Source organism: Streptomyces sp. NPDC046900 (genome assembly GCF_040644975.1).
Taxonomy (GTDB): domain Bacteria; phylum Actinomycetota; class Actinomycetes; order Streptomycetales; family Streptomycetaceae; genus Streptomyces.
Window position 1 is genome coordinate 39,990 of the sequence record NZ_JBEYXD010000042.1, and the last position, 16,444, is coordinate 56,433.

Here is a 16,444-nt window from a genome sequence, read left to right on the forward strand (position 1 = left end):
TGATGCGGCCTGGGCGCGGGTCCGGTTCACTGGGCCTCGGTGTCTGCGTCGGCCCAGGCCCGTCGCCGATTCGCACCCGGCCCCTGGAACTCGAGGTCGACGACCACGAAGCCGCCGGGCCGCGCGGCCCGGGACGCGACCGCCCCGCCCGGCCGCGGCCGACGCTGCGGTGGTGACACTAACCCTTCGGCCCCTCCAGCCGGGCCAACTGGGTCTGGAACCAGTCGAGTCGGGCCTGCAGCAAGGCCGCCTCCGCGACGAGTTCGCGGACGCCGAGGCCGGCGGACACGGCTGCGGCGCCCCGGCCGGCCCGTACCCGCAGCCCCTCCCCCGCCAACCGCTCGAACACCGCGAGCGCCAGCGACGTACGGCCGCCCGGACACCCCGCGCACGTCGCCCGAAGCGCGCGCCAGCCCGGCCTGCCCCAGCCGGCGTCGGCCAGCGCCACGGCCGTCGCCCCGCACGCGCACGGTCCGACCGTCATGCTTCGCACCCGCTGGCGCGCGTACCGGAACCCGCGCTCGAAGCGGATGTAGGCGCCGAGGACGGAAACCTCGAGCAGCACCGCTTCCCGGTGCTCGGCGGTGCACAGCAGCCCCTCGGCCTCCGCGCGTTCGTGCACGCAGTGGAAGCCGCAGTCGCAGCGACGGTACGGCGCCCGGTGCCGCAGCCCGTAGGCGCACCGTGCCTCGTCGCGGACCCCGTAGGTCAGGGCGCCGCCCAGCGACACACCGGTGAACCCGGCCCGGGTGCCGTCCTGGGACAGGACCGGGTGGGCGATCTTGTATCCGGTCGGCGGCTCCGTCGGGCGTTCCTCGGGGAGCCGCAGTCTCATCGGGCTACCGGTACCTCTTCGGCAGTGGACGTCTCCAGCTCCTCCAGCGCCTCGACCGCTTCGAGCCCGGCCTCTTCCTCGTACGGCTCCGGGTGCTCCTCCGCGACCCCGGTGGCGAGTGCCTTGCCCAGCTTCATGACGCCTCCCGCTGCTGGTTACCGTCCCGGCCATGGTGACCCATGAATCCCGGTTCGGCACCAGTGCCCGACCCTTCACGCCCCCTCACAGCGCCCCCGAGCGCCTCCGCCCTCGCGTTCCGGACCTCCGAAGTCCGCGAGGTGAGATGACAGAGCCGTCTACGCGACAGCGGACGCGCGGCCGGGCAGGCCGAGCCAGACATCGCAGCATCGCTAATCGATACCGTGTAGAAGAATTCAGTAGAGCTTCACGATCGTCGCGCCGAGACTGTTTCCATGACGACTCCTCCCCTCGCCCGCCCGCTCTTCGGCCGCGCTCTGTGCGCGATGGTCACGCCCTTCACCGCGGCCGGCGCCCTCGACCTCGACGGGGCGCAGCGGCTCGCCGACCGGCTCGTGGCCGAGGGCTGCGACGGCCTGGTGCTGTCCGGCACCACCGGCGAGTCGCCGACCACGACGGATGCCGAGAAGGCCGCGCTGGTACGGGCGGTGCGGGAAGCCGTAGGTGAACGGGCGTCGATCGTGGCGGGCGTCGGCACCTCGGACACACGGCACACCGTGGAGCTGGCGCTGGCGGCCGAAAAGGCCGGTGCGGACGGGCTGCTGGTGGTCACGCCGTACTACAGCCGGCCCCCGCAGGACGCGGTCGAGGCGCACTTCCGGGAGATCGCCGACGCATCCGGACTGCCGCTCGTGCTGTACGACATCCCCGGCCGCACCGGCACCCGTATCGAGCCCCGGACGATGATCCGGCTCGCGGAGCATCCGCGGATCGTGGCGGTCAAGGACTGCGCGTACGACCTCCTCGGCACCCAGAAGGTACTGGCGCGCACGGAACTCGCGTACTACGCGGGCTGTGACGAGCAGGTGCTCGCGCTGTACGCGGTCGGCGGCGCCGGATACGTGAGTACGGTCGCGAATGTGACGCCACGTCAGTTCCGCGCGATTCTCGACGCGTTCGACTCCGGTGCCACGGCGGATGCGGCCCGCCTTCAGCAACGGGCCATTCCTCTGGTCGAGTTGATGATGGCCTCGGGTCTGCCCGGTACGGTCACGGCGAAGGGGCTGCTCGGCCGCCTCGGCCTGCCGTCCGGCCCGGTGCGTCCGCCGCTGCGTCCCGCGGACGAGGCGGCGCTGGACGACCTGATGACGGCCTACCGCGAGCTGACCGGCATCAAGTGATCATGAGGGGTGCCGGCCCGGGCACAATACCGTCGCCCCTCCGCCCTCCCTGCCGTACGTTGACCAGGTGAGCCGACCGCTGCTGTATCTCGACGTCGACGGCCCCCTCAACCCGTGGGCCGCGCAGCCGGAGCGCCGCCCCGAGGGCTACACGACGATCCGGGTGGCCCTCCAGGGGCGCGCCCTGCGGGTCTGGCTGCACCCCGGCCACGGCGAGGCGCTGCTCGGTCTCGGCTATGAGCTGTGCTGGGCGAGCACGTGGATGGATGCCGCGAACCGCTGGATCGGACCGGTCATCGGCCTCCCCGAGCTCCCGTACGTCGACTTCGGCGCCGGCCTGTTCGCGCTGCGGCCCGACGGGGTGCACTGGAAGACCGAGGCGATCGTCGCCCACGCCGCCGGCCGCTCGTTCGCCTGGGTGGACGACGAACAGAGCCCGGCGGACGAGGCGTACGTCACGGGTCATCACCCGGGCCAGGCCCTGCTGTACCACGTCGATCCGCGCATCGGGCTCAGGGAGAGCGACTTCGCGGTGCTGGCGCAGTTCGCGGCGACGATTGCGGAGTAGACGCCGGGCCCGGGACGGAGGCGGTCCGGCGGGCCCGCTTCGGTTCGCCGGCCTGGGCGGGATGCCACCGGACAGGGTCGTGGTCGGGCTCCGCCCCGCGCCGATCCGGCCCCTCGGCGGGAGACGCGAGCGCGCCGCCGGGCCCGTGCTCCAGCAGATCCGCCGCCGCTCCTCTCGCCGGGCCCAGTCGCTCGCGAGCGCCCTGCCGGGCCGTCCTGAGCCATGGGAGGGCGCGCTCGACGTCGGCCGAGGTCGGCTACCGCCGGCAGCTCGGCAGCGGGTCGGAGCCCTGATCGACGGGGCGGCCTCGGTTCACGGCCGCCCCTGATCAGGTGTTGCTGTTCGGAACGAGATGCAGGTCGGACACTCGACCCGTCCCGGCGGCCTGTCGAGGCTTTCGTCGACGCCGTCCGGCTCCCGGAAGCCCCGATCGACGGCGGTCCGGGTACGCACTCTCACTGTTCGGCATCGGCTACGAGTACGTACCCCGGGGATGCTCGGAGCGTCCTGGTGGACGGCGCCGGATACGCCGCCGGAACGGGTCAGCGGCGAGCTAGGCGGCGGTGCAGCGCCGAAGGAAGAGCACCGTCGGGACGGTCATGGCGAGCGGCACGATTCCGGCGACGAGCCACCCCAGGTGGAGCGCGTCGGTGAAGGCCTGCGGGAAGGCGACGGAGACCGTATGCGCCAGCGAGGCCGGGAGGTGACTCGTGCCGCCGTGGGTGATGCCCGCCACGACATCGTCGACCCGGCCGGCCGGAACCCCGGCCGAGGCCAGCCGGCCGTGCAGGAGGTGCGGGAAACGGGTGGTGACCAGAGTGCCGAGGACGCTGGGACCGAGGACGCTGCCGAGCTGGCGGAACATGTTGACCGACGCGGCCGCCATGCCGGCCTGCAGCGGCGGCACGCTGTTGACGGCCGCGGCCGTCGACGGCGCCACCAGCAGGGCCGAGCCCACCCCGGCGACGAACAGGCCCGGCCACATCGCGCCGTACCCGCTGAAGGGCCCGGCCGCCAGAAGCGCGAAGGCTCCCCCGCCCATGAGGACGAGGCCCGCGGTGAGCGTGGCACCGATGCCGAGCCAGCGCACCACGCGGGCGGCGAACGCGCTGATGACGATGTAGGCGGCGAACATCGGGAGCAGCTTCACCCCGGTCATCAGGGCGTTTTCGTGCGCGACCCGCTCCAGATAGAGAACGGTGAGCAGCGAGATGCCGACGAAGGACAGCATGGTGACGGCGCCGATGCTCATCACGGTCGTGAACGAGGCGCTCCTGAACAGCCGCAGCTCCAGCATGGGATCGCGGTGGCGAAGCTCGACCCGTACGAAGGCCGCCAGCGAGACGGCGAAGACCACGTACGCGGCGATGATCACGGGCTTTCCGTAGCCGGTGGCGCCGCCCTCGATGATCGAGTACGTCGCCGACGCGACCGCCAGGGTGCCGAGCACCACGCCCGCCGAGTCGAACCGGCGCGTCGGATGCTTGCTCTCGCTCACCAGCAGCGGAGTGAGGACGAGGGTGATCAGGCCGATGACGACGTCGGTGAGGAACACCGCGTGCCACGACACCTGATCCAGCAGCACGCCCGCCACCAGCGGTCCGACGGCCAGCCCGAGGCCGGCGCAACTGGCCCAGACGCTGATGGCGCCGGTGCGCTCATGGGGATCGGTGAACGTGTGGCTCACGATCGACAGGCTCGAGGGCAGTACGGCCGCAGCGCCGACGCCCATCAGCGCCTGGGCCGCGATGAGCAGGCCGGCGTTCCCCGCCAGGAAGGCGATGAAGCTTCCCAGTGTGAACAGCGAAACGCCCGCCCAGAACACCCGTCGCCGCCCGACGAGGTCGCTCAGGGTGCCGGCGGACAGCACCAGGCTGACCACCGCGAGGCTGAAGGCGCTGCTCACCCAGACCACGGTGCTGGGCGATATATGGAGGTCGTCCTGGAGCGGTGTCAGCGCGGAGATCGTCGAGGACACGTTGACGAAGGTCATCATCACGCCGAGGCAGAGGACCAGGAGGGCCCACCACCTCCGTCCGTTCGAGGCGGTGGGCGGCGCAGAGCGCTGTGCTGCAAGGACATTATCCTGGCTAGTGGAGACCATAGCCAGAACGTAACATGCTGGCTATACAAATGCGCAGCCAGAGGGGCGTGATCGACATGAAGGAATCCACGGGAGAGCCGGAGCCCGGCGTCGAGGCCGTGATCACGCGATCCGGCCGGTTCGCCGACCGTGGCGCCTGGAGCGCCGAGGGCTGGTGCCATATGGAGAGCGCACTGGAACTGGTCGGCACCCGTTCCGCGATGATCCTGATGCGCGAGATCTACTACGGCGGCCGACGCTTCGACGAACTCGCCCGGCACACCGGACTGACCGAAGCCGTCACCTCCCAGCGCCTCAAGCGCCTCGTCGACGCCGGCCTGCTGCAACGCCACCCCTACCGGGAGCCCGGCCAACGGACCAGGTACGAGTACGTCCTCACCGATCTGGGCCGGTCACTGTTCCCGGTGTTCGTCGCACTGATGGATTGGGGCGCGCGCGTGGGCAGGGAAGGCGGCGTCGAACTCGTCCACGCCGACTGCGGAAGCCCGCTCAACGCCGTGGTGCAGTGCACGAAGGGCCATCACGTGGGACTACCGGACACAGTCGCCCGAATCGCATCGGACGGGAACCGCGAGAGCCTCTCGCAACCTGACTCGTCGTCCGAGCCTGCGTCCTGACCGAGACGTGGTGGGTCCCGACTGGAGCACCCATGGCGCGGTGGAGCTTTCCCCGCATCGTCAAGGCCCGTGCACGGAGCGGGCACGCGCCGCGTCTGCCGCGCGGCCTGTCTTCTGTCTTCGCCCCGGCTGGGCCGCGCCCGGCGGCACGCTGTGTGCAGTGGACGGAGCAGGTCACAGGCGCCGCCGAGCAGTTGTGGCTGGTCAGGCGCAAATGCGCCCCGACGGAAGGATCCCTGGTGCCGGCAGCGGCATGGGACGCTGCCACCTCGACATGGAGATCGAGGCCCTCCGCGTCGACCCGCTCTTCCCTGACTGTCAGGCGCAACCCCGCGAGCCGGACGACGCGGCATCGAACGCGGCACGGTCCTGCAGACCCACCTCCCGCACACCGCGCCGCAGCCGGAGGCGGCCGCACCCGCCGGGACCGTCCTCGGCGTGGACCCGCCCCACGATGACGAAGCCTTCGAACCGCACGGCGTCGACGGCGTCGGGCTCCACCGTCGACCGGTAGCCGGCTGTCGGACTCTGGACGTCAGGACCGGAGAGCATCAACCGACTCCATGCGGGAGGCCCGCAGTGACGGATAGAGGCCGGCCAGGAGTCCGACGAGGGCTCCGGCGACCGGGGCTCCGAAGGCGAGACGGACGTCCAGGACCGGAGTCCAGTCCCTGATGGCGGAGACGGCCACCACGACGACCATGCCCAGGACGGCACCGACGACGCCGCCGAGGAGTCCGATGGTCGTCGACTCCACCAGGAACTGGCCGGCGACCTGCCGTCGCGAGGCGCCGAGGGCGCGGCGCAAACCGATCTCCCCGATCCGCTCCATGACGGTCACCAGCGTCACATTGGCGATACCGATGGCGCCGACCACCAGCGAGACCAGTCCGAGTACGAGGAACAGGCCGTTGACGTCGCCCTGTACTCCCTTGCGTGCCTTGGCAGGGTCGGGCGGTGCCGTGACGGCGAGGGCGTCCTCGGCTCCGGGAGCCAGCGCGATCGGTGCCTGATGGGCGACCTGCTTCGCCGCGCCGAGCGCGGTGTTGATCAGCACCCGGGTCACCGCTGCCAGGCCCAGCTGGTCCTCGGCTGTCGTGGGCGGCAGGATCACCGCGGTGGACAGCTGCTGTTCCCGCTCGGCCCCGCCGAGGATCCCGATCACGGTGTAGGCCTGGCCCTTCAGGAACACCGCCGGGGAGTCCAGTACCGAATTGATGCCGAGGAGCCGCGCGGCCTGGTCGCCGAGCACCGCCACCCGGTCGTGCCGTGTGATGTCCCCGTCGTCGAAGAAGCGCCCGGCGATCATCCTGCCGCGCACCGCCGCGGGCAGCGTCGGGGACGCGGCGACGACCGCCATGGTCTGGCCGGTGACCTCCCCGGGGGACACCACGTCGTTCGCACGCACCTGGACGCTCGCGGTTTCCTGGGAGTCGGCGATCGCCGCCACGGATTCGACCCCGGCCACCCGCCGGACCGCGTCGACACCCGACCAGTCCACGAGCGGGACGGGGTCGGCCGACGGGGGCGGCGGGGGCACCGTGACCGTGACCGAGGTGGCGGTGAGGGCGTCGAAGCGCCCGACGATCTGATTGCCCGCCGTGGCCGAGACCCCGATGGTGATGACCAGGGTCGTGATGCCCAGCACGGTCCCCAGCGTGGTCAGGGCGGAGCGGACAGGACGGGCGAGCACCCCCGCCAGCGCCTCGGTCCACAGATCCCGGAAGTCCATCCAGGGACGCTCGATGCCCCCGGCCCTGCCGCGGCGCCCGCCGGTCCACCGGCGAGCGGTGTGCCGTCCACCGGTGTGCCGTCCGCCGGTGGACCGGACGGCGATCGGCGGGTCCTCCGGGTGTGCCGGGTCCACCCGGGCGGCCCGGTCCACGACTCGTGCCCGGGCCCTCATCGGTTCTCCTCGGTGAGCCGTCCGTCGTTGATCCTTACCCGCCGGTCGGCCCGCATGCTGACCGCCTCCTCATGGGTGATCACGAGCAGGGTCATGCCCTGCTCGCTCAGGTGGTCGAAGAGGTCCAGCACCGACTCGGTGTTCTCACTGTCGAGGTTGCCGGTGGGCTCGTCGCAGAGCAGCAGCGCGGGCTCGCTCATCAGCGCCCGGGCGATCGCCACACGCTGCCTCTCACCACCGGAGAGCCTGTCCGGCCGGAAGCCGATCCGGTGCGCCAGGCCCACCCGTTCCAGCGCCTCCTTGGCCCTGGCGCTGCGGCCGGCGCGGCCGCGCCCGGGACGCGGCCGGCGGTAGGCCTCGGCCAGCATGACGTTCTCGTCCACCGTCCGGTAGGGCAGCAGATGGAAGGACTGGAAGACGAATCCGATCCGGCTTCCGCGCAGTGAGGTGCGCTCCAGGTCGGCGAGGGTGTTGGTCTCCACCCCGTCGAGCCAGTAGGAACCCGAGGTGGGGCGGTCCAGCAGTCCCAGGGTGTTGAGCAGCGTCGACTTGCCGGAACCGGACGGGCCGACGATCGACAGATGCTCGCCGCGCCGAACTGCCAGGTTCACATCGCGCAGGGCGTGCACCGGCGGTTCGGAGTCGAAGGTCCGGTCGACGGAGACCAGTTGGATGACGGTGTCCGCGCCGGGCACGACGGGGGCCGGCAGACCGGTCATTGCCCGACCACCACGTGATCGCCCACCTTCAGGTCGTCACCGGACGGCCTGACCTCCACCTGCCCGTCCGCGGAGAGACCCGCCTTGACGGAGACGTCCACGACTTTGCCGCCACGCGCGACCTGCACCCTGGCCCGCCCGTCGGCAGACGTGTGGAGCGCTGCGATGGGCACCGTCAACACGTCACCGTCCGACGAACCCACCTCGATGGTCACCTTCGCGGACCCGTTGGCGTTCTTGGTCAGCTTCCCCGCCGGGACGGAGACCTGCACCGGTACGGGGGCCGTCGCGTCGCCGCTCCCGCCGGCCGAGGTCCCCGGCGCGTCCTTGCCGTCCTCGGATTCGTCCTTCGGCACATCGTCGCCGAGTGCCACCAGTTGCCCCTCCACCCTTGTGCCGTCGGGGGTCTCCACCTGGGCCGTCATGCCCTTGTGGAGCAACGTGGCGTCGCTGCCCGGCACCACGGCCTGCACCACGACCTTGGAGCTGGTCACCGTCCCGATCGGTCCGGACGGGGTGTCGCCGATCTTCACGGACACCTTGTCCAGCCGGGCCGGCAGATCCGGCAGGAAGACCACCTCACCTGCGGGGATCTTGGTTCCGTAGCCGGCCTGGAAGGCGGAGAGCGCGGCGTCGGCGGCATCCAACTGCTGCTGCGCCGCCCTGAGTTGCAGTCGGCCTTCTTCACCACCGGTGCCGGTACCGCCGCCGGAGCCCTTGGAGTCGGTGCCCTGGGAGCCGCTGCCCTGATTCCGCGCCTCGAGGAGGGCCTGCTGCGCGGTGGTCACAGCCGCCTCGAGCGTTCCCAGCTGCTGCCTGTCCGCGAAACCGGGCTCCTCCGCGTGAAAGCCCTTGCTCCGGTACCAGCGGCTCACCGCCGCGGCGTCCGACTGCCCGTACGTCCCGGTGGTTCCACCGGGGTCGAACCCGAGCCGGGTCAGGGCCTGCTCGAGCTGCTTGACGTCGTCCCCGGACGCACCCGGACCCAGTGTGCGGTACATCGGAACGGATCCCCGCAGCACCAGTACCGGTCTGCCGCTCACCTGCATCAGCACATCGCCCTCCTTCACCTCCGATCCGGCGACCGGTGCCTTGGTGACCCGCTGGACGACGGCGTCGCCGACCCCGGAATCCCCGGAGCCGGAATCCGGGGACCCGACCGGTCCGGCCAGGGCCAGGCTCTGCGGCGAGGCGAACTCCACCGAGCCCTGGGCCACCACGCTCGCGGTCAGCGACCGCCGTACGACCGCGACGGTGACCGGTCCGGCCTTCGGCGGCCGATGTGCGGCAGCCGCATCCGCCGGCGACTGCATCTGCGATCCGGCGAACCAACCGCCCACGCCCACCAGCCCCACCGCGACCACGATGATCCCCAACTGCTTGGGACGGCTGCTCACCTGGTTGCGACGCTGCCTCACCCGGCACCGCCACCGCTGGTGGGGTTCTTCAGGAACTTCGGGAAGTAGGCGGCCCGGAATTCCTTGCCGCAGTCCAGGTCCTGCATCGCCAGGCCGATGTCCTTGGTGAGCAGGGGCAGGGCCTCGTCCTTGCTCATGGTGTCCAGCGGGCTCCCGTCGGATTTCACCGCGCCCATGTGCGCCCCGTCGGGAGCGGACGTGGTCGCCTGGAGCTTCACCATGTCCCCGATGCCGGTCGGCTGCGTGGTCGTGACGGCGATGCCGTGTGCCTTCAGGCACGAGGCGTAGGACTGCGCCAGAGCGATCAGCTTCGGGTCACCGTTGAGCGCCTGCGCGTTCGCCCGGTTCTGCTCCGCGGTCGCGGCGCTTCGCTCCTGGGGTGACGCGGAGCCGTAGACCTGCGTGTTGGCCGCTCCCTGGCAACCCGTCCAGCCCTTGTCGCCGCCGCCGGCCTTCGGGTCCGGGGGGCCACCCAGTGCCCTGTCGTAGGCGGCCTTCTGCTCGGAGGTGAGCGTGGCGACGTAGTCGGCGTTGGGCGTGCCGGTCGAGTTCTCCTGGGACGCCTTGCTGCCCGGTGCCTGGGGATCGTTGGGGTAGACCAGGCCTGCGTAGATGCCGAAGCCGTACTTCTGGCGGTACTTCTTGGTCAGCTTGTAGTCCGCCCCGTCGGTGGCCCAGGAGGCCGCGGGGTCCTCGGGGGCCACGGGGGTGTAGGTGAACCCTTGCTTCTTCATGCAGGCCGCGATCGCGTTCTCCATGAGGTACTGCTTCTTGAGGTCGGCGCCGGCGTCCGAGGGAACATCGAGTTGCCCCGACGACCCGGCCGAGGGCTTCCCCCCGTCCACCGAGTGGGATGCCGTCTCAGCGCCGCAAGCCGCCAGCAGCGGCAAGAGACTCACCGCTACGGTCAGTTTCCGAACACTGCGGTATCCAGACATGCTCTTCCATCCGATCGAGAGAGGGGGGGTTGTTGCCTACGAGCCACTGAGGACCACGGGGTCGTGGGGGGCTCCGCCCACGCCGACAGCACCGTCGCACCGCGAACACGGTGCCGTGAGCGCCTGGTGGCCTTGACGACCACGGGGTTGTCGCTGAGTTCAGAGTGGCGGCCGCAGTTCATGGCCCCTGGCTCAACTCATGACCAAGCCGTAACGGCCGGTCCCCTGAGTGGCGCGCCGCCGGGAACGGCCGCCGTCTCACGCCACGTGCGGCCCGGAGACGAAGTGACCGTTCCTGTCGTAGGGCCAGGCGTTGGCGACGCATCCATGGAGGCCCTTGATCTGCTGCATCATCACGGGGGCCAGTTGACCGGGGCCCGCGCAGGTCATGTGCGTGTAGCCCAGGAAGTGCCCCATCTCGTGGTTGATGATCAGTGCCCGGTAGTCATGGATCGGACCGTCGAACGTGGGCGAGCCCTTGACCCAGCGCTTGAGGTTCACCACCACCCCGCCGGAAACCTCGCAGTTGTACTCGCCCTGGGTGTTCTGGTGGATGCCCGTCCAGCACAAAGCGTCCGCCGTCCCCGGCGTCGCGATCTTCACCGTGAGGTCGTGGGGCTGCCCCGCGGCCACCAACTGGAACGCGTAGGCCGGGTTGTGGGTCCAGCCCCGGGGGGCGGCGAGTATCTCGGCGATCTCGTTCGCCGCCTGGGTCGGCGAGATGTCGAGCCCGGTCTCGACCTTCACCACGTAGCGGAGCGGACGCGGACCCCGACCGACCTTCTCGCCACTGGCATCCGCGGTGACGAATGTGCCGGAGCCCGTCGCAGGGACGTCGATCTCGGTGGGGGTCGGCGTGGGCGTCGGGGTGGGCGTGGGGGTCGGCGTGGGCGTACTGGTGTGGTGCACCGTGCTCCGCGGGTGCGGCGCACCGCTCGACGCGTCGCTTCGTCCGCCGTCCAGGAAGAAGACCCCGGAACCGAGCAGACCGGCGGCCAGCAGCACGCCGATCAGAAGGCCCCGGCCCCGACGGCGCGGACGGCCCCTGCGGTGGGAAGAGCGGTGCCGACGGCCACCGCGATGGGAGGTCCGGTTCTCACGGCCATCGCGGCGGGAGGCCCCGGCGCTGCCGGTGGGCGGTGCGGATTCCAGCTCTCGTGCCGAATACATGGCAGCTCAAACTGGTCATTTCAGATGATCGCCGTGAGCTCGGAAAATCACGAAAGGGTAACGAGTGGTTTCCGGCGACTCTCGCCACTTCGGACCGGACCACCGGCAGACCGGTCCCCTTCGGCCGACGCTCGCCATTTCGAACCGGACCACCGGCAGACCGCCCCCGACTGCCGGCCGGCCGGTTCGACGGGGCCGTCCGCCCGACGGCGCGCCGACCCGGAAACCGCCCGCACATCCCATCCGTTGTGACCCTTCCGTAACAGCTCCCGAGGGGGGCTCTTTCCGGGACGGCCACCGAACGCGGTCTGCTTACACTGTCGACGTGCCACGAGTCCTGATTGTCGAAGACGACCCAGATGTCCGTAAGGCCGTCCAGCTGGCGCTCCGACATCAGGGGCACCAGGTTTCCGCCGCCGGAACGGGTGAAGAGGGACTGGAACAGCTCCATCCCTTCCGCCCGGACGTCGTCGTGCTCGACCTCATGCTGCCCGGCATGTCCGGCCTCGACGTATGCCGGCGGATAAGGGATCGCGACCAGGTCCCGATCATCATGGTGACCGCCAAGGCCGATGACATCGATGTCGTCGTGGGCCTGGAGGCCGGCGCGGACGACTACGTGGTCAAGCCCGTACAGGCCCGGGTGCTCGACGCGCGCATACGGGCCGTACTGCGCAGGCAGGACGCGTCGGTCTCGGACGGCGTCCGGCCCAGGGCGGAGTCGCACGGCGAGCTGGTCATCGACCGGGCCGGGCTCGTGGTGTCACACCGTGGCGAACGTGTCGCGCTCGCCCCCTCCGAGCTCCGGCTGCTGCTGACCCTGTCGGCCTCGCCGGGACAGGTGTTCAGCCGCCAGCAGTTGCTGGAAGCGGTCTGGGAGCACAGCTACCACGGCGACATACGACTGGTGGACGCCTGTGTGAAGCGGCTGCGCAGCAAGCTCGGTGAGGGCAGGGATCCCCGGTACGTGCAGACCGTACGCGGCTTCGGTTACCGCTTCGGTATCTCGTGAACGGCCGGAGATCCGTGCGGGCACGAAGGGCCGTACGCGAACGCGAGGCCGTCGGAGCCGGGCAGGGCGCCGGGTCGGCGCCGTTCCTCAGGGCGGTCCTGGCACGAGTCCCGCTTCCGCTGCGTGGCCTGCGCCCCCGCCTGGTGGCGGCCTTCGTCCTGGTGGCCATGGCGAGTGCCCTGAGCACCGGAGCCCTCGCATTCCGGGAGGCGCGCACGGGGGTGCTGCAGCAGAGCCAGGACTCCGTCATCCGGCAGTTCCGGACCAGCGTCGACGCCGTGGCCGTCTACACTCCCCCCGCGCCGAACCAGCCGGAGCTGCAGTCGGCGGTGAACCAGGTGCTCCACGGCAACCCGTCACAGGGGTGGCGGGTCATGGCCACGTACGGCAGCGTCCGCGCCTGGGCGCCGAGTGCCGACTTCGACAGGCTGAGCCCCGAACTGCGCCGGTCCGTGCACACCAAACGGGCCGCGGTGTTCCAGCGGGTGAACGTCGACGGGCAGCCCAATCTCGTCGTCGGAATGCCGGTCACGTACACCACGGGTGAGGGCGCGGAACCCAGGCTCTCGGGGATGGTGATGTACCTGGTGGTGCCGCAGAACACCGAAGCGGCCTACGTCAGCGCGATGATCAGCGGCATCGAGCGCGCCACCCTGGTGGCACTGTGCCTCGCCGTCGTCCTGGCGCTGCTGGCCGCGAGCGGTGTGCTGCGTCCCGTGCGGGCGTTGCGCCGGGCGACGCGCCGGATGGCCGAGGGACATCTCGACGTCCGGCTGGCGGTCAATGGTTCCGACGAACTGGCCGACCTCTCACGATCGTTCAACGACACGGCGGCCGCGCTGGAGCGGTCGGTCGCGGAGTTGCGCCGCCTGGAGGCCCAGGCGCGCCGCTTCGTCGCGGACGTCTCCCATGAACTGCGGACGCCGCTGGCGGCGATGTCAGCGGTCACCGACGTGCTGGACGAGAACGTGCGGCACTTGGACCAGGAGACCGGCGACGCGTTGCGGCTCATCAGCGAGGGAACCAGCCGGCTGAGCGGGCTGGTGAACGACCTGATGGAGATCTCCCGCTTCGACGCGGGCGCGGTCGAACTCAACCTGGACGAGATCGACTTGGCCGAGTCCGTACAGCGCACTCTTGCCTCTCGGGGGTGGCAGGGTCAGGTGGAGACGTATCTGCCCCGGCCGGGCGTGCTCAGGACGCGCGTGGATCCGCGCCGACTCGACGTGGTCATGGCCAATCTGATCGGCAACGCGCTGCGGCACGGGGCGCCGCCGGTGCGACTGACCATGGGTGTGAGGGAGGAGCGAGCGGACATGGCATGGGCCGTCATCGAGGTGAGCGACAGCGGACCGGGGATTGCCGAGGAAGCCATGCCGCACATATTCGAACGCTTCTACAAGGCGAGCACATCGCGGACCAGAAGCGAGAGCAGCGGACTGGGCCTGGCCATCACGGTGGAGAACGTGCATCTGCACGGAGGACGCATCAGTGCGGCGAACCTGCCCGGGGGCGGTGCGGCGTTCACGGTCGAACTCCCCCTGCACCGCGACTCCGCAGCCGCCGCCGACGCCACCGCGGGTGCCTGGTGAAGGGCTCGCGCGTGGCGGCGCTGCTGGTCGGGCTCACGGCTGTGCTCACGCTGGCGGGGTGCGGAGTCCCCCCGTCCGACGTCATCGAGGCCGGCGCACCGGCGAGTGGCATGTTCTCCGCCGGTCCGAAGCACGCGGGACCGACCGCCGTCCCCGTCTATTTCCTGCACAACGGTGATCTGAAGCCCTATCTTCGCAAGATCAGCGCCCCTGGGGACCTCGGGACCCTGGTGCGCCTGCTGTTCGACGGACCGTCCGCGAGCGAGGCAGCGACGACCGTCACGAAGCTGCCCCACCTGACGGATGCACCAACGGTGACGATCGGCAGCGACAACATCCTCTCCGTCCGCCTCCCCAAAGACGTCCCGCCCCTCAGCCACCTGGCCATGCTGCAGTTGGCGTGCACGGTGGGTCACGAGACCGCGCTGTCCGCCGCACTGTCCTCGGACGCGCCTCAGGACGGCGCCTCTACGGCTCCTCCCGTCGGTGGGAAACCGTCCTCGCCCGCATACCCGAGCGTCCGTGTGCTCGGGGACGGATGGACGATGACGCAGTCGGACGGCGAGTGTCCCGACCCTGTACAGCCGTAGGAGGAGCCAAGGCACCACCTCGGTACTGGCGGGGGTCACCACCTGTGGCCTGCGGATACGCGGGGCAGTGCCGGCCTTCAAGGGGAACCGCTCTTGCCGATTTCACGCCAGGGGGCGCGGCGGGGGCGATGGCCGGACACCAGGATGGCCATGATGCCGACAGTAGCGCGTGCCCGCTGCGCGCCCGATCGACCGGGGAACAGCAGGGGAACGGCGGCACCGGTGGGACCTAGGCCCAGGTCAGACGCTTCGCGGGTCAACCCGCACCCGTATCACTCGTCTTCCAAGCTGGGGACCCGTCTACCGGAGCGTCACCACGTCTGTGCATGCTGTCTGGCATGACTGAGCCTGGCCCTGAGCACGTGAAGGTGCACTTTCGCCTTGAGATCGAGAACGACTGGCCCCCGGCCGGAGTGGAGAGTCTCTGGGCCATCGACCGGGGCAACGGGGAAGTCGAGTTGGCGAACACACCCTTCTTTGTCCGGGGTGTCGCCATCGGCGACATCGTTGAGACGTCCATGGACGACGAGGGAGTCAGCTAGGCAGGCAAGGTGGTCCGGCCCTCGGACAACTGCACCATCCGCTTGATCGTGCTCCGCGACAGCGGCTCGGCGGCGGCCCGACAGAGCGTGCTCAACGCCTTCAACAAGTTGGGCGCCGGCGGTGAGGGCATCGAGCAGTTCCGCATGGTGTCCCTCGACATCCCGCCGGAAGCGGATCTCGGCAAGATCAAGCGTCTCCTTCAACACGGCGTCGATAAGGAGTGGTGGCACATGGAGGAGGGCTGCATCACGGATGCTTGGCGGACTACCGAGGCTCGCTGACACCTCAAGGTCGCGGTGCCCCTTGCGTGCCCGATCAGACGGTCGGCAGCAGCGGATGACGGCAACAAAGGTGTACGCACAAGGGCCTTGGCGGTAAAAGGGGCCGGCCTTGAGCCCTTGCAACCACCGACCGCGCTTGTCGTCCAGCCCGGTGTGGCTACCGGCTCAGTGTCCCGGTGTTCCCAAGATGCTGGTGCCCGCGAGGATGCAGGCCGTCACATAGCCGACCAGGGCGGGTATGCCGAACGACGCCATCATCATCCAGAATGCCCAAAACCTGTGCACTCCTTCGGGGAGGCGGGAGCGCGGCTCCAGACCAAGACCGGTGCGGGCGTGACGGGTCACCGCGATCGCGCAACCAGGACGTGATTCCGCACGCCGGATGGCCTGGCGAACCTGCGTACTGACCGGATGTTTGTTGTCGACGGTAAGACGGACCTGCTTCCCGTCCCGCATGTGCAGTTCGTCGATGTAACCGACGCGAGCAATCGAGGTGTAGCGGCGCACGCTGACCAAGTCGTCCAAACGAAGCGTGCGTACCCCGGTCATGGTCCTGGCGGAGACGAAGTACCGACCGCCTTGGACGACTATGGATGGTCGACCCGCGAATCCGTACCAGATCGCGATCAGGATGGGGCCGGCAATGACACCAGCCAAGGTAGAGATCCCCGTGTATGTGCCCTTGAGCACGTGGGATCGAATCAGCCCCGCGTCGACAAACACGATCGCCGCCCAAAGGGACGACACGACACACAACCCTCGTAGCATCCGTCGACGGGCATACGACGCCTTTACGGGACCCGGGGCTCCTCGGGAACCCAGCCGCCGCTGA

Annotated in this window: 16 protein-coding genes and 1 pseudogene; 7 read left to right on the forward strand and 10 right to left on the reverse strand. The window is 70.1% G+C overall.

Annotated features, from left to right (window positions below; genetic code table 11):
- Nucleotides 1-178: 178 nt before the first annotated feature.
- Together ABZ904_RS31310 and ABZ904_RS31315 are read right to left on the reverse strand one after the other, a co-directional pair.
- On the reverse strand, nt 179-835 hold the full coding sequence (locus ABZ904_RS31310; protein ID WP_359392493.1) for a hypothetical protein: 657 nt from the start codon (nt 833-835) through the stop codon (nt 179-181).
- Nucleotides 832-972, reverse strand: coding sequence for a hypothetical protein (locus ABZ904_RS31315; RefSeq protein WP_361827022.1), 141 nt, complete (start codon nt 970-972; stop codon nt 832-834). The genes ABZ904_RS31310 and ABZ904_RS31315 overlap by 4 nt, the downstream gene beginning before the upstream one ends.
- Nucleotides 973-1,248: 276 nt before the next feature.
- Here ABZ904_RS31315 and dapA point away from each other — a divergent pair, with 276 nt between their 5' ends.
- Both dapA and ABZ904_RS31325 read left to right on the forward strand, forming a co-directional pair.
- Nucleotides 1,249-2,154, forward strand: coding sequence for a 4-hydroxy-tetrahydrodipicolinate synthase (gene dapA, locus ABZ904_RS31320; protein WP_361827024.1), 906 nt, complete (start codon nt 1,249-1,251; stop codon nt 2,152-2,154).
- A gap of 67 nt (nt 2,155-2,221) precedes the next feature.
- A complete protein-coding gene (locus ABZ904_RS31325; protein ID WP_360996847.1) occupies nt 2,222-2,722 on the forward strand; it encodes a hypothetical protein in 501 nt (166 codons plus the stop codon).
- Between the two features lie 553 nt (nt 2,723-3,275).
- On the opposite strand, the gene ABZ904_RS31330 is transcribed toward ABZ904_RS31325, so the two are convergent.
- Nucleotides 3,276-4,826: an MFS transporter gene (locus ABZ904_RS31330; RefSeq protein ID WP_360996849.1), complete on the reverse strand. Its 1,551-nt coding sequence runs from the start codon at nt 4,824-4,826 to the stop codon at nt 3,276-3,278.
- Between the two features lie 29 nt (nt 4,827-4,855).
- On the opposite strand from ABZ904_RS31330, the gene ABZ904_RS31335 reads away from it, so the two are divergent.
- The gene (locus ABZ904_RS31335) at nt 4,856-5,443 is read left to right on the forward strand and encodes a helix-turn-helix domain-containing protein (protein WP_360996851.1); all 588 of its coding nucleotides are present in this window, start codon (nt 4,856-4,858) and stop codon (nt 5,441-5,443) included.
- A gap of 318 nt (nt 5,444-5,761) precedes the next feature.
- Here ABZ904_RS31335 and ABZ904_RS31340 read toward each other — a convergent pair whose 3' ends face one another.
- The 6 genes from ABZ904_RS31340 to ABZ904_RS31365 all read right to left on the reverse strand — a co-directional run bounded on the left by ABZ904_RS31340 (nt 5,762) and on the right by ABZ904_RS31365 (nt 11,423).
- Nucleotides 5,762-5,995, reverse strand: coding sequence for a hypothetical protein (locus ABZ904_RS31340; RefSeq protein WP_359392481.1), 234 nt, complete (start codon nt 5,993-5,995; stop codon nt 5,762-5,764).
- On the reverse strand, nt 5,979-7,349 hold the full coding sequence (locus tag ABZ904_RS31345) for an ABC transporter permease (protein WP_360996854.1): 1,371 nt from the start codon (nt 7,347-7,349) through the stop codon (nt 5,979-5,981). The genes ABZ904_RS31340 and ABZ904_RS31345 overlap by 17 nt, the downstream gene beginning before the upstream one ends.
- Nucleotides 7,346-8,068 (reverse strand): ABC transporter ATP-binding protein, encoded by a 723-nt coding sequence (locus ABZ904_RS31350; RefSeq protein ID WP_359392477.1) that lies wholly within the window; start codon nt 8,066-8,068, stop codon nt 7,346-7,348. The genes ABZ904_RS31345 and ABZ904_RS31350 overlap by 4 nt, the downstream gene beginning before the upstream one ends.
- A complete protein-coding gene (locus ABZ904_RS31355; protein ID WP_361827030.1) occupies nt 8,065-9,465 on the reverse strand; it encodes a peptidoglycan-binding protein in 1,401 nt (466 codons plus the stop codon). Before ABZ904_RS31355 ends, ABZ904_RS31350 begins: the two co-directional genes overlap by 4 nt.
- 17 nt (nt 9,466-9,482) lie before the next feature.
- Nucleotides 9,483-10,385 (reverse strand): hypothetical protein, encoded by a 903-nt coding sequence (locus ABZ904_RS31360; RefSeq protein WP_359392473.1) that lies wholly within the window; start codon nt 10,383-10,385, stop codon nt 9,483-9,485.
- A 297-nt stretch (nt 10,386-10,682) separates the two neighbouring features.
- Nucleotides 10,683-11,423 (reverse strand): DUF3152 domain-containing protein, encoded by a 741-nt coding sequence (locus tag ABZ904_RS31365; protein WP_360996929.1) that lies wholly within the window; start codon nt 11,421-11,423, stop codon nt 10,683-10,685.
- Between the two features lie 496 nt (nt 11,424-11,919).
- On the opposite strand from ABZ904_RS31365, the gene ABZ904_RS31370 reads away from it, so the two are divergent.
- The 4 genes and pseudogenes from ABZ904_RS31370 to ABZ904_RS31385 all read left to right on the forward strand — a co-directional run bounded on the left by ABZ904_RS31370 (nt 11,920) and on the right by ABZ904_RS31385 (nt 15,612).
- On the forward strand, nt 11,920-12,606 hold the full coding sequence (locus tag ABZ904_RS31370; protein ID WP_360996858.1) for a response regulator transcription factor: 687 nt from the start codon (nt 11,920-11,922) through the stop codon (nt 12,604-12,606).
- A complete protein-coding gene (locus ABZ904_RS31375; protein ID WP_359392469.1) occupies nt 12,603-14,198 on the forward strand; it encodes a HAMP domain-containing sensor histidine kinase in 1,596 nt (531 codons plus the stop codon). Before ABZ904_RS31370 ends, ABZ904_RS31375 begins: the two co-directional genes overlap by 4 nt.
- 11 nt (nt 14,199-14,209) lie before the next feature.
- Complete coding sequence (locus tag ABZ904_RS31380) at nt 14,210-14,788, forward strand: hypothetical protein (protein ID WP_360996860.1); 579 nt, start codon at nt 14,210-14,212, stop codon at nt 14,786-14,788.
- Nucleotides 14,789-15,126: 338 nt separating this feature from the next.
- A pseudogene (locus ABZ904_RS31385) lies at nt 15,127-15,612 on the forward strand (DUF4265 domain-containing protein).
- Nucleotides 15,613-15,777: 165 nt separating this feature from the next.
- On the opposite strand, the gene ABZ904_RS31390 reads toward ABZ904_RS31385, so the two are convergent.
- Nucleotides 15,778-16,359, reverse strand: a complete 582-nt coding sequence (locus ABZ904_RS31390) for a hypothetical protein (protein ID WP_359392463.1) — start codon at nt 16,357-16,359, stop codon at nt 15,778-15,780.
- Nucleotides 16,360-16,444: the final 85 nt, after the last annotated feature.